Consider the following 16,380-nt stretch of genomic DNA (forward strand, 5'->3'; position numbering starts at 1 on the left):
AGATCTGCCTGTGCATGCCTTCTTTCCGGTCAGTTTCCCAAGCCTGTCAGTTTCCAAGCGCGAGGGCCGCGCTCCTTGCCGCTCTCCAGCGCTCGGTGAAGAACACGATTATCAACGTGATCAAGCCGCACGCGATGAAGCTTCCCGCCAGCGCCAGAATGGTACCGTCATAGACATATCCCATGAAGGTTGCGATGGCCATGGCAATGAGTGTGGAGACAGATCCCACCAGCGCCGATGCGAGCCCGGCAATATGTCCCACTTCTTCCATGGCCAGCGTGTTCAAATTGCCGAACAGAACGCCGATGCAGAAAAACAACGGGCAGAAGAAAACATAGAGCAGCCAGAGCGGAGGAACAAAGCCGGAGGTGAAAGAGAAAACAAGTGCGAGAGATGCCATGCAGACCATGCCATACAGAGCGGCTCTCGCAAGGAAGCGCATGCCATATCGCATCACAAGCCGACTGTTGAGAAAGGACGCCAGGCCAACCGACATCGCCAGTCCGGCAAAGGCAAAGGGAAAGGCTGCTCCCAGTCCATATGTGGTTTGAAACAGATCCTGAGCCGTGCTGAGATAGAGCATGAAGGGACCAGCCACAAAGCCGGCAGCGACCATGTAGCCAAAGCAGCTGGGAATCGTAAAGGAATCGACCGTTCCGCTCCAAAGGGTTGAGGGCGTCACGGGAATACGCCGATCAGGCGGCAAGGTTTCCCGCTGCCGGAACGCCAGCCAGAGGCCACCGATGGCCGAGAGCAGAATGAACACGAAGAAGACAGACCGCCAGCCAGCCAGAAACATCACCGACTGGCCCATGGTGGGGGCCAGCGCAGGCACGAAGATGAACAGCCCCATCACGAATGACATGATGCGCGCCATGGCTCGCCCTGCATAAAGATCCCGGATGAGAGCAATCATCACCACGCGCGGACCGGCAACACCCAGACCTTGCAGAAAACGCCCCACGAGCAACATCTCGAAGCTGGTCGATATCCAGCTGAGCAAATTGCCGATCATGAAAATCACCAGGCCGACAAAGATGGCTTTCTTGCGTCCCAACTGATCCGAGAAAGGACCATAGATCAATTGCCCGACCGCCAGTCCGGCAAAAAACAGGGTAATGATCTTCTGCAAGTCCTGAGGCGCAGCATGCCCCAGTTCCGTTCCGATCACACTGAAGGCAGGCAGGATTGCATCCGTACACAAGGCTGCCAGCGACATCAGCAGCGCCATCAGAGAAATGAACTCGGCAAATGGCAAATTCTGGGCGGACTTTTCAGCCTCTCCCTGGGGCGCGGTTTTTGATTGCGGCATCTGGCTCGGTTTTGAACCGGGTCTTTCAGTCATAAAGAGCGTCCTTGAAACTGGCAAAAAACGCAGCCATCCGTCTTCGCAAAGGAATCCGGCTGCACGAAATAGGTGTATTATTTGAAAGCCACGACTGTCCGGGACCGGGCAGCACGGGTCCGCCTCAAACGAGGCTGATTGCATTGATTATAGCGATCTTACTTAACATCGGCCCTTTGGGAAGGCCAGCATTATTTGGCGCGAAATCGTCAAGACAGAAAGTCGCAGTCCTCCGGTCGCGCCATTCAATGCACAGGAAACGGAACCAGACACCAATGTCGCCGGCCATGCGATTTCAATTTGAAAAATCAGGCAAAGACCATACAGGCATGCAATAATATAATAACATCAGTAAAATTATCGATTATCGCCAGATGATTTATGTAAATTATCAATTTCTATAGTTTGTTTGCATATGAATATTCAACAGATTTGCTTTTGCTATTTACTGTAACAATATCATTATATTCACTCATCCGAATTGGACTCAATTAATTTAGGTAAACCCGGGTAATTACTGCTAAATTTGAAATTTATACTTAATTTCCTCTTGATTTTACACTTTTTAACTCTGCCGTCCAAATGTAGCACAGGTCCGATCTTCTGTTATGCCACGTTGATTTTCATAGGTCGCAAGCGCCTTCGATAGATTTTGGAGATAGTCGCCATGCTTTCCAATTTGATTTCCGCCATGCCCGCCTGGATGAAAGGCCTTTCCGCAAAAATATATTTTCTCGTCTTTCTGGCGGTTGTCGGGATTGGCGCCATAACCTTGCAGGCAAGCCTTAACAGCAAATCGGATCTCGAAGCTTCAAAGGCGGAGGAATTGCATCATCTCGTGCAAACAGCGCTCTCGGTCATCGAAACATTCGACGAGCAGGCAAAAGCGGGCCAGATCTCCGAACAGGAAGCCAAGACCAGAGCCATGAGCCTTCTTTCCCGGATGCGCTACAACGACACTGACTATTTCTGGATCAATGACATGAACCGGATCATGTTGATGCATGGTACGGATCCCTCGAATGTGGGCAAGGATTTCACTGAAATCACAGATCCCAACGGCACATATGTCTTTCAGGAGCTTGTCAGGATCGGCCAGCAGGAAAATGGCGGCATGCTGCGCTATGAATGGCCACACCCCCAGTCACGCCAGCCGGTGATGAAAATGTCCTATGTCCAATCCTATAAGGACTGGGGCTGGATCGTGGAACCGGAGCATATATTGACGAGCTTCAGGCCAATCTGCAAACAAGGGTGATGCATCTCTTGAGCAGCGGGTTCATTATCTTTGTGGTGATCGCCCTCATTTCCGCACTCATTGCCCTCTCGATCACCCGACCGATCATGAGACTTGTCCAGTCGATGCTGGAGCTGGCCCAAGGACATCTTGATGTCGACATTGCCCATTGTGACAGAGAAGATGAGATCGGCAGCATGAACAGGGCAATGGTGATCTTCAGGGACAACGCCCGGCAAAGGATTCAACTGGAAGAACAGCAAAGCCTGAAAGAAGCGCAGGCAGAAGCAGAAAAATGCCGCATGATGCTGGACATCGCAGCCGAGTTCGACCAGACCGTCCGGACCATCATCGATCAGGTGCGTCATTCCTCTGTTGAGCTTGGAAAGGAAACCAACGGGCTGGCGAGCAGATCCAGAGAGAATACAGACCGTTTGCAAAGCGTTTATTCGGCCATGGAAGAAGCCAGTAGCAATGTCGGAACCGTTGCCAATGCGTCCGAGGAAATGTCGGCCTCCATCATTGAGATTTCTGGCCAGATGTCAGAATCCACTCAAGTGGCGCACAGCGCTTTCGAAGAAGTGCAGAAAGCCAATGAGGTGATGTCGAACCTGAATGACGCCTCCTCAGCCATCGGTCATATTGTTGGCCTCATTCAGGAGATTGCAGGCCAGACCAACCTGCTTGCCCTCAATGCAACGATAGAGGCGGCAAGGGCTGGAGATGCGGGCAAGGGCTTTGCCGTGGTTGCCGTCGAGGTCAAGGATCTGGCCCTACAGACCGGCAAGGCTACCGAGGAAATATCCGGACAGATCAACGCCATACAGTCCAATATCGCCGATGCCATTCATGCTATCGGACGGCTGGAGAATACCATAGACAAGATGACCGCCATTTCCAGCACCATCGCGGCGGCGGTGGAAGAGCAAGGCATTGCGGCCGGGGAAATCAGCTCCAATATCGTGCAAGCGGCTGCGGGCAGTCGCGACGCTTCGGAAAATGCGAGCATGATGGGGCAGATCGCAAGCAAAAACTCGGAAGGGGCCGAGGTCATGTCAAACAATGCCCAGGCCTTGCAGGACCAGATCGAAAATCTGGCCATCCAGGTCGACCAGTTCCTTCAGTCCATTTACAAACAGACACAAAAAGCGACATCAGAAGCTGCCTGATTGTGAAAAACCGGCATCAAAAGGAAAAACTTTTGCCCATTCCCTCTCTTAAGTGAGGCCATGGGCGCCGCCGGAGGGTAAAACGCGTTCGATCACCCCGGTTTTGACGCACGGTGTGCATTTGTTTCCAGCTTATAACTATTTCAACACTTTTCTGGCATCCTCGGATCAAACCCACTTTGCGTGGGCAAATAATTTGGACTGAGACAGCGATCCAAGCATAACGCTGTCCCTTCTAGGGGTGAGGCTGGGATAGCCAATGAAGACGCTTTTGCATGGCAGGCGCCATCGGATTATTTTGTCGACTCTTTCTGTCGTCATGACGCTTGCCGGGATTTCCCTGATCGCCATCGTGGATTTCGACAAGTCCATCACGGTGCCTCCTCTGCTTTCAATTCTGACCCATGGTCTGATCTTTGCCAGCCTGCTTTTCCTGCTTTTCCTGCGCCTTGCCCATCAGCAGGCTCTACAGAAAGCCCGAGAGCTGGAAGAGACACAAGGAAAGCTGCTGCGACAGGCGGAAAATTTTGCAAGGCAAAAAGTGGGCATTGATGCTCACGCCATCATCTCGATCACGAATCGGGACGGCAGGATCACCTATGCCAACGACAAATTCTGCGAGATCTCTGGCTATTCGCAAGAGGAGCTGATTGGCGAGGATCATCGCATTCTCAATTCCGGCATCCATGATCAGACATTCTTTTCCGGGCTCTATGCGAATGTCCTGAGGGGCAAGACCTGGCATGGCGAAATCTGCAACCGGGCCAAGGATGGTAGCCTCTACTGGGTTGCCACCACCATTGTGCCGCTTCAAAATCAGGACGGACGCGTGGATGAATTCATCTCGATCCGTACCGACATAACAAGTATCAAGTCCCACGAGGCCGAATTGCAGAAGAGCAATCAGCTCCTCGATACAACATTCAAGCATTTCCCGGGCAGCATCACCGCCTTCGACAAGGACAAGCGGTTGATCCTTGCCAATCGCGCCACCTATGATCTGCTGGAAACCTCTCCGGAGGACCTGCCCGTGGGATCAACCTATGAGGATATTGTTCGCATCAACGCAGCGCGTGGCGAATATGGCTCGGTAGAGCCGGATGAGATCCTCAAGGAAAGGCTGGACTTGCTCAAGAGCAACGAAACCATCCATTTTGATCGGATAAATCCGGCTGGGCGTCATTTGGAAATCAGCATGTGGCCGCTTCAGGATGGTGGATTTGTCGTTGTTCATCTGGACGCAACAGACCGTTACAGAATGATTGCCGATCTCAAGCGCAAGAATGAAGAGGCTGAAGCTACGGCCAAGGCGCTCATGTCAGCACAGGCCGCGCAGAAGGAAACGCATCAGAGACTTCTCGACTCGATCAATTCGATGAAGAGCGGCTTTGCCATTTGGGACAAAGAGAGCAAACTGCTCATGGTCAATGAAGCCTTCCGCAATTTCCACGAAGAGATCGAAGAATGGATTGTGCCCGGCCTCAGCTTCGAGCGGTTTATGCAACTTGGTGCCGAAAAGAAGATCTGGCAGAATAGCGACGAGATGACCGAAGAGTGGATCAAAGCCGCGCACCGGAAATTCATCTCAAATGACGAGATGGAACTCATTATCGTCATGCGCGATGGAACCCATCTGATCCTTTATAATTCGCGGCTCGAAAATGGCGACGCCATTTCCAACTTCATCGACATAACCGAGGACAGAAAGAGGCAGGCAGAACTGGAACGCGCCCGCGATGCACTCACGGACATCGCCTATTTCGACGCTCTGACGACCTTGCCCAACAGAGCCCATTGCCAGCAGGACCTTGAACAGATGTTCAAGGATGGCAAACCCAGAGACCGGTTTGCGATCATTCAAATCGATATCGACAAATTCAAGCGGGTGAATGACTCCATGGGGCATATTTCGGGCGATCATCTGCTCAAGGAAATCGGCTCAAGGCTCTCTTTCCTCGCCTCAAAGGTTCCGACATTCAAGCCCTATCGCTGGGGTGGGGACGAATTCGTTGCGACGGTGACGAATATCTCGAGCGAAGAGCTGGAGAGCCTGTGTCAGGAACTGACCGACCTCATAGCCATTCCGGTGCCATACGAAGGGGCGACGCTGTGGCCAACGGTTTCCCTTGGTATCGCGCTTTACCCGGACGACGCAACGGATCTTGCCTCACTGATGATGTATGCGGATCTGGCGCTCTACAAGACAAAGGAAATGGGTCGGGACGGGTATCAGTTCTTCTCCGCCGAAATGAAGGAAAAACTCGATTCAGAAGCCTCCATCGAGGCGGATGTGCGCGCAGCGCTGCGGCTTGACGAGTTCGAGCTTTATTTCCAGCCGCAGATCAGCACGATCGACGAGAGCATAACGGGCATCGAAGCGCTGGTGCGCTGGAACCATCCCGAACGGGGTCAGTTGCCGCCGGGACTGTTCATGGAGATCGTGGAAAGCAACGGCATGGCATCGGCCCTCGGCAATGTGATTTTCGACAAGGCCATGATGGCTGTGCGATCCTGGAGCGAAGAAGGGCTCCATTTCGGGCGCCTGTCGGTCAATCTCTCGCCTGCACATCTGAAAAAACAGACGCTCGTCGATGACTTCTGCTACAGCATGGAGAAATACGGGGTCAATCCAGACCTGTTGGCGGTGGAGCTGCTGGAGAGCATGCTGCTCGATGATCGCTACACCTATATCAACGAGCTGTTCGAAACCCTTGCCGCCAGAGGCGTGCATGTGGAACTCGACGATTTCGGCACCGGCTACGCATCGCTTTCCCATCTCTCCAATCTGCCCGTGGATGGCATCAAGATTGATCGTTCCTTTGTCAACAATATCGCCGTAAACGAGAAACAGAAGGCAATCGTCGAAGTGGTCATGTCGATGTCCAAGATGATGCAGTTGCGCGTGGTCTGTGAGGGCATCGAGACGCATCAGCAACTGTCGACGGTTTCCCAGATTGCCAACTGTTCGGTTCAGGGATATCTGGTCTCCAGACCCCTGTGTTTTAACGACATGACCAACTGGATCAGGGAAAAACGCCATATTGGCCTTCTATCGCCTTCCGGCCCACGCCAGATCCGTCATGAGCATCTCTCGATTGCTCCCAAAACGGTTATCTCGCGCTAAGGGCCCGGCGCTTCTCTCTAAGCCAATGAAGGAGACCGGCCGCGCCTGGTGCAGCCGGGCTCTTCGTCTTTCATTCATCAAGCCAGATCAATTTCTGATTGCACTCCCATTCCCACACTCTGCAATTTTAAGCATTTGATAGGGAAAAACCCGAAAAATAGTCTACAACCTTTGGATAAAATTCAAGGACCCCTCAGAAGAATGTCTATGTATTAATACCGTTCAAATAAAAAAGTCAGTCACTTCATTTGAATGGGTATTTGTTTTACCGGTTGTTTACCTGGGACTGCCCAGTGTGTTCCCAATCGATTTCGTTTAGGACTCCCGGACGGCACCCATGACCCTTTCAAAGCTCCCACTCGCCTGGAAAATCGCTATTCCAAGCATCGTGATCTTCTTTTTCATGATCGCACTCTCCGTGTTCAGTTTGTCCAATCTGAAAAGCTCTCTGCATTCAGAGCGCCTGGCAAGTCTGGAGCACATCACTGATTCAGCCAAAACCATTGCCCAACTCTATTATGAGTTGGAGAAATCGGGCGAAATGACCCGGCAGGAAGCCCAGACAAAGGCGAAGGACGCGATCAGCGCCATGCGCTATGATGACGGTTCGGGCTATGTGTTTGTTTACCAGTGGGATGGCGTCAATCTGGTTCTTCCGGACAAGAAACTGATCGGCCAGAACCTGCTCGGAATGCAGGACTCAGATGGCAACTATCTGGTGCGCGATCTCATAAACATCGCCAAGGCAGGCGGCGGGAAGCATATCTACAACTGGCCAAAACCGGGCAGTGACGAAGCGGTTGCCAAGATGAGCTGGGCGGACAGCGTACCCGAATGGGAATGGATGCTGGGAACCGGCGTCTATATATCCGACCTTGATGAGGTCTTCTATGAAGAGGCCATTATTGCCGTGATTGCGACGCTCATCGCTATTCTGGTATCCGGCCTTGTGTCCTATTCCGCTATTCGCTCGGTCAGCAAACCGCTCTCTGCGCTGGTAAGCAATATGCGCAGCCTGGCAGATGGCAACTCCGACATCACCGTTTCGGAAACCGACCGGGAAGATGAAATCGGCAAGATGGCGCAGGCCATGCAAATCTTCGTCAAAAACGAAAACAGCCGCAAAGCCGAACTGGCCAGCCATGAGAAAAATCAGGCTCTGGCGTTGAAACAGGGACAGATCGTTCAAGGTCTCTGCCAGAACTTTGATGCAGAGGTTGAGAAAATGCTTGCAACCGTCTCGGAAGCGGCTGGCGACCTTCAGAACGCCTCCAATGTCATGAGCCAGAATGCCCGAGATACTTCGGTCCAGAGCGAGCAGGTGTCGATGTCCTCTCAGCAAGCCTCAAGCAATGTTGAAGCCGTGGCATCGGCAGCCGAGCAATTGGCCGCTTCGGTCAACGAGGTTGCCCGTCAGGTTCAGTCTTCCAATGACATGGCACTCAAGGCCTCGAACGAGGCAACAAGCACCAATGACCGGGTGGAACGACTTGCACACGCTGCCAAGCAGATTTCAGAAGTGGTTACACTCATTCAGGCCATTGCCGAGCAGACCAATCTCCTTGCCCTCAACGCAACCATTGAGGCCGCAAGAGCGGGCGAAGCGGGCCGCGGCTTTGCGGTGGTTGCAGCCGAGGTCAAGGAGCTTGCCAACCAGACCTCGAAGGCAACCGAGGAAATCGACAAGCAGATTTCCGATATCCAGCAGGAAACCAATCTGGCGGTGACCGCCATCTCGGAAATCTCCCATACGATCGAGAATCTCAGCCAGATTTCCGGTCAGATCGCGGCAGCCGTTGAAGAGCAACGGGCAGCAACACAGGATATCGCGACCAACGTCGCTCAGGCATCGGCAGTCACCAGCGAAGTCTCCAACAGCGTGGGCGCTGTTTCGCAAACGGCCGAGAAAACGCAGGAAACCGCTTCCGTCGTCAATGGCTCTTCGGAACGGCTGCAAAAAGAGGCGGATCAACTCAGACTGCGCGTAGACAGCTTCCTTCGGGATGTAAGAGAACAGTCCGCCTGATCGACTGTCACGACAAGAAAGAGAGGGTGGCCCTGACGAAAGCTCCGCCCCCCCTCATCAAAGCTTGAACGGCCCCGGCATCAAGACTGCCGGGGCCATTTTGTTATTCGGCAGGATCTGTCTTTTGTCTTGAAGGGCTCTCGTCTTTGGGGCGTCCGCTCTCAGCGGCATCCGCTTCCTTTTCCCCGGTGGGGCCTTCTGGTTCTTGATTGCCGGTTCCCGTAGCGGCATTTTCCGAGACATCCAGCGCCTCGGTCTTGTCGGGGGCTGCGGGAGTTTCAGCACTTACCCCGGCCTTCCCGGTCACGTCCGACGTCACGTCTGATGGGACTGCTTCATCTGGCTCTTCCTCTTGCGGCTCCCATGCATCAGGAACAACAACATAGCGGTCTTCCTCGCTGATCAGCTCAGGCGAGACAACACCGCCCAGAGCCGCCGAGGTTGCCGCCAGGTCGAAATCCTCTTTCTGTGCTTCGCGCACCGGATCCTTGTATCGAATGCGCAAGATGAGATAGACGCTGAGACAACCAAGCAACAAAGCGGGAAACAGAAACACCGCATCTGCACCGATATAAGGCATGATGAGGGACGTGGCCGATGGCCCTATGGAGGATCCCAATCCGAAGGACACAAGCAAACCGGCGGCCATGCGGACATAGCCGTTTTCCTTGGCATTGTCATACCCATGGGCGGCAGCAAGCGAATAGGCTGGCTGTGTCAGGGCTCCGATAAGAACGCCAACCAGCAAGAACAGATAGAAGGATGCTCCGTCAAGCATAGTTATGGCAATGGACGCGAAAATGCCAAGGATACTGATGCCGAGCAACACAATGCGGCGATCCATCCTGTCGGAAAAGCGCCCGAGCGGCCATTGCGTGATCATGCCACCAAGACCCAGCATCGCGGCAAAGACCGGAGCCTGCTTGATGGCGTCATACCCCTTTTCCACCGCATAGATCGGCGCAAAGGCCAGATGTGTGCCAAGCACCATGCCGACAATGAAGGCCGAAACAATGGCCGCTGGCGAGGTGCGAAAGACCTTCGGCAATTCCAGCTTGACGATGGCGATGGGAGCTGGCTGGGCGGCTTTCGTCATGGCAACGGGCATCACGGCAACCGAAATGATGATCGAGGCGATGGCGAACAGATAAAAGCCCTCTGGCTGCGCCAGCGTCACCATCAACTGCCCCGCGGTGAAAGCGGCAAAGTTGACGATGATATAGGACGACATGATGACGCCGCGATTGGAATTGTCGGCAAATTCATTCAGCCAGCTCTCGATGATGAGATAGAGCCCGGAGATACAAAAGCCGGTAATGAAACGGAACAGGATCCAAGCTTCCGCATGGGTAACCAGAGGATGCAGCAAGGCGGCGGCAGACATGGACGAAACCATGACCGCAAAGCCACGGATATGCCCTGCCCTGACAACGACATGAGGCGTGACGATACCGCCAACAATGAAGCCGACAAAATAGGCGGATGCTCCCAGACCGATCAGGAAATTGCTGAAATCAAGGGCTCGCGAGGCGAGCGGTACAAGCGTGCTCTGCAAGCCATGACCGAGCAATAGCAAGGTGACGGAAAAAAGGAGAGAGGCAATCGGTGCAAGCATCTTGGCCATGACAACCATCCTTACGAATAGGGTGCAAGATCTGCTCTGATGGCAAATATGAAAACAGATGTGATTTTAGGGCCAGAACGCCCCCGGCTTGGTATCAGGAACGTCCAGACGCACGGCACGTCCCGTTTCGGCCACAGCTCCGGTTGGAAACAGACATTGGGTCGACGGGTGCCTTTGCGCCACCCTTGGGGTAATTTGCCCGGCATTGCAAGGACTAACTTCCAAACTCCATAAGTCATTTTGCCGTCCCTTTGCAAAAAGGTCAAAAATGGGGAAGATCGATGCAGGCTCCCGCCCCTCCAGGATTTCGGGGCTTGAGAAAGCAAGCCGGGACAGGATCTGGACAAGCGGCAGGAATGATCCTAGCCTTTGCAGCCACAAAGAGGCGAGAGAAAACAAGAACGGGATTAGTAAAGGCCATGTGCGGACGTTTCATTCTCAAGGGATCATGGGCCGAAATCTATGAGATGTATAATCTCATTCGCCCTGAAGACACTGCCCGCAACATGCCGGCCCGCTACAATATCGCCCCGACACAGGATGTTTTCTATGTGAAAGAACAAGCGGGCAAACGGCAGCTTCAGGAGGGACGCTGGTGGCTCGTGCCCCATTGGGCCAGGGAATTGCAAAGCCAATATCCCATGTTCAATGCCCGATCCGAGGAAGCCCATAACAAGCCGTCTTTCCGGGACGCCTTCAAGAGCGGGCGCTGCCTCATCCCGGCGGATGGCTATTATGAGTGGACGACCAGCAAGATCGACGGCAAGAAGGATCCGCACCTCTTGCATCTACCTGATTTCGAGCCCTTCGCCTTTGCCGGTCTGTGCAGCTACAACGCAGCGCTTGATTTGCATAGCTGCACGATCCTGACAGCTCCGGCGGTGGAAGAGATCAGACATATTCATCCCCGCATGCCGGTAATCCTCAAACCTTCCAGCTTTGACAATTGGCTCGATCAAGAGACCGGCATGGATGATGCCCGTTGCCTGCTCCGGGAACATCGCGACAGCGAGCTGATTTCCTACCGGGTCGACAGAGCGGTGGGCAACAGCCGTGCTTCGGGGCCAGAGCTCATCGCTCCCTACAAGGAAACGGGGCTGCTGCTCTGAAGCCGCAACCATGGGCCGGGAGCCACAACCATGGCCGGGCCGGTTTTCGGGATCGCATAACAAGCACCGATTGAGCCGTGCTTTTGCCATGCAGCTAAAGAAGCGCGGGGCAAGGCGGCAGAATGGCAAGCCGTGTCGCCCGCGCACTCCAATATGTTTGGTTGCGTACAAATTCACGCCAAGATCGTCGCTACTATTCGACAAATCCAAACAAAAATCCAATATCCCTCAAATCGATTAAATATATACAAAACAAAAACAAAATATATTTTTAAATACTTACATAGAGAAATATTATACTTATTTATCCATTATTATTTGCTCAAAATATCAGCAGCAACAAGAAGCTTCGATTAAGTATTTATTACAGTTATTCAACTACTGGTATGTGCTGAGCCATAGCCGAGTGTTTAGGAGTATTGAGCCATGCAGCTCCGTTCATTGATCGCAATCGCATTTTCAGGCTGCCTACTTTTCAGTGCAGCCCTGTTTTTTTCTGCAAGCTGGTGGGTTACCGGAAATATTATCGAGGAGAGTCTCGAGCAACGCTTTTTTGATGAAAGCGCTCGTCTTGAAGAGCAGATCTCCCAAGTGGATGGCAAGACGAAATTCGGTGAACAGGTCGCGGATGACTTTGTTCGGCATTTCACCGAGCAGGATGGAACATTGCTGGCAATCTTTCTCAATGACACCGGCATGCTGAAGAGCCACGCTTCGACCTTCCCGACGGGATACGAGCATTCACCCGAGCCTGTGTCAAAGGCTCTGAGGGAAGTGATGACCATTCCCAGCGTCGTCGTCGGTGCCGATCACCTCGCTGTCAGGATGAGCCCGCTCAGCGATGCCACGGGTAATGTCATCGGGGTCAGCGTAATCGGGCTTGACCGAACCGTGCTCGACGCGACACGAACCAACACGCTTGCGCTGTTCGGGATCATCTCCCTTGTCGTGCTCCTTCTGGGCCTGCTGCTCTCATGGGGTTTCAACCGTCAGATCTGCGGACCGATCACGGCGGTCAGCCGCGTTTTGCGGGATCTGACCGAAGAGAAGCAGAATGATAGCGAGCTTCCGGCCAGATCTCGCGTGCGGGAAGTCAATGACATGTTGCAAACCGTCCACCGCTTCCGGCAAACCAGCTTGGAGCGGGATGAGTTCAAGACACAGAATGAAAAATCCATGGCGGCCCGTCTGGCCGAGAAGGATGTGTTCGACAAGGCTGCCGAAGCTTTCAAGGAAGCAACGGAGAGCACGCTTGAACTGGTCAGTGAAATGGCGGCCAATCTGCGCAACACCGCAAATACCATGAGCCTGACCGCCGCAGAGGCGTCCAAGATGTCTGAAGATGCTGTCGCGACAACCTCGGATACGTCGGATAATGTGAAAAGCGTTTCCTCAGCCTCGGAAGAGCTGGCGACAACCATTCACGAAATTTCCTCCCAGGTTTCCCAGGCGACGGCGTCGATCAGCAAGGCTGGCAGCGTGACACAAAGCTCAAGCGCCCAGATCGAGGCGTTGGCACTCAATGCCGAGAAGGTCGGTGACATCGTGACGATGATCGACGGGCTTGCCGAACAAACCAATCTTCTGGCCCTTAACGCAACCATCGAAGCTGCCCGGGCGGGCGAAGCGGGACGCGGCTTTGCTGTCGTGGCGCAGGAGGTCAAGGCTCTGGCTACCCAGACAGCAAAGGCGACCGAAGAAGTATCGCAACAGATCAACGAGATTCAGAGTTCGACACAAAAAGCGGTCCAGTCCATTCGCGATGTTTCCACCAGCATGGAAGAGATCCAGCAAGTGGCCACGAGCATCGCCTCCAAGGTGGAGCTGCAAAGCTCGGCGACCAGAATGATCTCGCAAAATGTCGCCTTGGCAGCCAACGGGGCGGACGCCCTGAACAGCAGCGTTTCTGGCGTTGCCGGAGCGATCGAGACCGCCCACCTGACCGCCGGCGAAGTGCTGGAGGTATCGACCCGCATGACACGCGAAACCGAAAAGCTGGCTCAGGACATCAAGAAATTTCTTCTCGTTCTCAGAACCGGCCCGCTTGATCGCAGAAAACGCAATGATCCCAATTACAAGGGGCCTGAACGTCGTCGCAACAGGGCTGTGGTCTGAACTGCGCCAATAATTTGTGGAAAATCTGCCAGAGCCTGACCCTCCCTCAAGGGTCGGGCTTTGTCCATGATCGCCCTGTCAAAAGATAAACATGGCAGAGGCAGCTTTCCATCCTTGCCAACAATATCGGCCTTTCCAACGCCAAGGCCCCGGCTTTTTTCCGACTGCCCTGCCCACCCCTCACGACGAGGTTTCTCGCCAAGCCCCCCAGGTATCTTTTCAAAGAGCCGATCTGCGCGTTTTTGTCCTACTCTGTTTCAGTCTTTATTAACCACCCATGCACAGAACTAAGGGTGTTTTACCACTGTAAATTGTACGGAACATTTTCAAACTCATGTCTTGGAAATGTCGAGACCGGGGACGTCTTTGCAATCATGTCATTTTCTTTTTTGCGTCATGTATCTGTTAAACAAAAAATCACCCGCAGCGTTTTTTTGATGATTGCAGGATTTGCCGTCCTGATCATGTTGAATCACCGCACCGAAGGCATCCTGCATGATGTTCAGACCAGGGAACGCACCAACGCAGCGCTTGTGCGGTTGATGGATGGGATACTTGTCGACAGCCTTCAGGCCGCCCGCTTTTCAGAAGAATTTCTACTCAATCATGATGAGGAAAAAGCCACCCAGGTGAACGCGCTTTTCATCAAGGCTTCCGCGATCGATCTTGATGCCGTGCACTCCCGGCAGCGCCGAGAGGCTGTTGCCACGCTTCTTGACAAGATCACGACCAGCGCGGAGAGCTTTGCCACACTGGTCGACCTACAAAAAGAAGTCGGGCTTGGACTGAATGACGGTCTTCGCGGCAAACTTGGCGCAGCGGTGGAGCGCGCCAACGAAAAGATGGATCACTTCATCACCAAGCTCAAGATCGCGGATCGGGCCGGATATGCCAAGGCGATGCTACTGGACATGCGGCAGCAGGAAAAAGACTATATGCTCGCGCCCAGAGCCGATCATATCGAGGCGTTCGAGGCCTCTTATTCAAATCTTCTGTCCTCTCTCAAATCCTTCGGCTTCAATGCCATCGCAAGACTTGAACTCAAAGGGTATTTGAAAGTCTATCACCATGACTTTCTTGCCTGGGTGGAGGGCGACAAAAAGCTGAAGGCGCAGGCGGATACTTTCCGCCAGACCGTCAGCGATCTGATTGCATCGGTCAAGGCGGATTCCGAACAGGTCCTGCAAGACAGTGCAGACCAGATTGCCCTTGGCAAGGCGGAACAGAAGAAAACCGAGCTGGTCTTTTATCTGGTCGCTGCCTTGCTGGTCCTTGCCATGGTGATCGCGGCGTTGAGCATGGCCCGTTCAATCACAAGACCGCTCTCCTTCCTGACAAGAGGAATGCTGCAACTGGCGGACAATGATCCCGATGTCACTCTGAATGGACTTGACCGCAAGGACGAGTTTGGCGACATGACGCGGGCACTGTCGGTCTTTCGCGACAATTTCATCGAACGACGCAAACTGGAACAGCAGGCCAGTATCGAACGTGAACATGAAGTTCTGCGCCAGAACAAGGTGGCCTATGTGGTCGGCGAGTTCCGCTCGAAGATCCGGAACATGCTGAGCGCGCTCGAAGGTGGCAATCGGAACATGATCGTCTCGGCCCAAACCCTGAAAGAAGCCGCACAATCTGCCGATTGTCTGGCACAGTCCACGAACATGGCAACACAGAATTCCCACAGTTCCGTGCAAACCGTTGCCAGCGCAGTTGATGATCTGGCCGCATCAATCGGCGACATTGTCGGGCAGACCAGTCGTTCCTATGACGTGGTGTCTCACTTGCGTTCAACAGCACAAAATGCGCAGCATGACATTTCAGCCCTGTCGGACGCAGTCGAGCATATCGGCAGCGTATTGGGAATGATCCGTGACATCGCTGACCAGACCAATCTGCTTGCACTCAATGCCACGATTGAGGCCGCAAGAGCGGGCGCCGCAGGCAAGGGCTTTGCGATTGTCGCCTCCGAAGTCAAGAGCCTGTCGGGACAGACCTCCAAGGCGACCGAGGAAATCGCCAGCCAGATAACTGCGGTTCAGAGGTCAACCCAAAATGCCGTCGATGCGATCATGAACATGAGTGACGCAATCAACGACATTGACAGCATGGCCGCCAACATTGTCAGCTCGACGGAACAGCAGGACTCCGTAACCCGGGAAATCTCCCAAGCCATCAGGGTCGCCGCCCATGGCACGGGAGAAGCTTCAGACAATGTCGTCGGCGTTGCAGGAGCGATCAGCCAAACCAGCGAGGAAGCCGAAAAGGTTAGGCTTGTATCCGAAGAGCTGGCCGACTTCTGCAAAAATCTGTCCTCTTCAGTCGAAGACTTCCTGCGTGAAGTTGCCGAAGACATCGAAGAAAGACGCCATTCACTGCGCAAGAGCTGTGATGGGACGATGACACTTCTCCATAAAGGCATGGACCTGACCTTGCCTCTGCTCGATGTCAGCGAGACAGGACTATCGCTTCAGAATGTCCCTCAGGATATCGAGGTCGGTGACGAGGTAAGGCTTCAGGATGAAAATGGTGAAATGCTCGTTGCCCGCCTTTGCTGGAGACATGCAGACAAGTGTGGCTTCAGTTTGCAGGGGGAAGGACAGATATCCAAGGCCGCTGCATGACCCTCGC

General features: G+C 53.6%; 9 protein-coding genes. 7 read left to right on the plus strand and 2 right to left on the minus strand.

Annotation, left to right across the window (positions count from 1 at the left end; all coding sequences use genetic code 11):
• Positions 1-46: 46 nt before the first annotated feature.
• Entirely contained in the window at positions 47-1,345 is a 1,299-nt protein-coding gene (locus ACHZB8_RS05555; RefSeq protein ID WP_316859243.1) for a multidrug effflux MFS transporter, read from the minus strand.
• A 667-nt stretch (positions 1,346-2,012) separates the two neighbouring features.
• On the opposite strand from ACHZB8_RS05555, the gene ACHZB8_RS05560 reads away from it, so the two are divergent.
• The 4 genes from ACHZB8_RS05560 to ACHZB8_RS05575 all read left to right on the plus strand — a co-directional run bounded on the left by ACHZB8_RS05560 (position 2,013) and on the right by ACHZB8_RS05575 (position 8,901).
• Positions 2,013-2,603, plus strand: a complete 591-nt coding sequence (locus tag ACHZB8_RS05560; protein ID WP_316859245.1) for a cache domain-containing protein — start codon at positions 2,013-2,015, stop codon at positions 2,601-2,603.
• 8 nt (positions 2,604-2,611) lie between these two features.
• On the plus strand, positions 2,612-3,751 hold the full coding sequence (locus ACHZB8_RS05565; protein WP_316859247.1) for a HAMP domain-containing methyl-accepting chemotaxis protein: 1,140 nt from the start codon (positions 2,612-2,614) through the stop codon (positions 3,749-3,751).
• A 259-nt stretch (positions 3,752-4,010) separates the two neighbouring features.
• Positions 4,011-6,875 (plus strand): EAL domain-containing protein, encoded by a 2,865-nt coding sequence (locus ACHZB8_RS05570; protein ID WP_316859249.1) that lies wholly within the window; start codon positions 4,011-4,013, stop codon positions 6,873-6,875.
• Positions 6,876-7,212: 337 nt separating this feature from the next.
• A complete protein-coding gene (locus ACHZB8_RS05575; protein WP_316859251.1) occupies positions 7,213-8,901 on the plus strand; it encodes a cache domain-containing protein in 1,689 nt (562 codons plus the stop codon).
• 103 nt (positions 8,902-9,004) lie between these two features.
• Here the strand turns inward: ACHZB8_RS05575 and ACHZB8_RS05580 are convergent, their stop codons facing one another.
• Positions 9,005-10,525, minus strand: a complete 1,521-nt coding sequence (locus ACHZB8_RS05580) for an MFS transporter (RefSeq protein WP_316859252.1) — start codon at positions 10,523-10,525, stop codon at positions 9,005-9,007.
• A gap of 419 nt (positions 10,526-10,944) precedes the next feature.
• Between ACHZB8_RS05580 and ACHZB8_RS05585 the strand changes: the two genes are divergently transcribed.
• The 3 genes from ACHZB8_RS05585 (at position 10,945) to ACHZB8_RS05595 (ending at position 16,373) form a co-directional block, all read left to right on the plus strand.
• The gene (locus ACHZB8_RS05585; RefSeq protein ID WP_316859254.1) at positions 10,945-11,634 is read left to right on the plus strand and encodes an SOS response-associated peptidase; all 690 of its coding nucleotides are present in this window, start codon (positions 10,945-10,947) and stop codon (positions 11,632-11,634) included.
• A 426-nt stretch (positions 11,635-12,060) separates the two neighbouring features.
• Positions 12,061-13,749: a methyl-accepting chemotaxis protein gene (locus ACHZB8_RS05590; RefSeq protein ID WP_316859256.1), complete on the plus strand. Its 1,689-nt coding sequence runs from the start codon at positions 12,061-12,063 to the stop codon at positions 13,747-13,749.
• Between the two features lie 464 nt (positions 13,750-14,213).
• Positions 14,214-16,373, plus strand: a complete 2,160-nt coding sequence (locus ACHZB8_RS05595) for a methyl-accepting chemotaxis protein (protein ID WP_316859258.1) — start codon at positions 14,214-14,216, stop codon at positions 16,371-16,373.
• Positions 16,374-16,380 lie beyond the last annotated feature (7 nt).

The sequence above is a fragment of the uncultured Cohaesibacter sp. genome, from assembly GCF_963556055.3.
Taxonomy (GTDB): Bacteria; Pseudomonadota; Alphaproteobacteria; order Rhizobiales; family Cohaesibacteraceae; genus Cohaesibacter.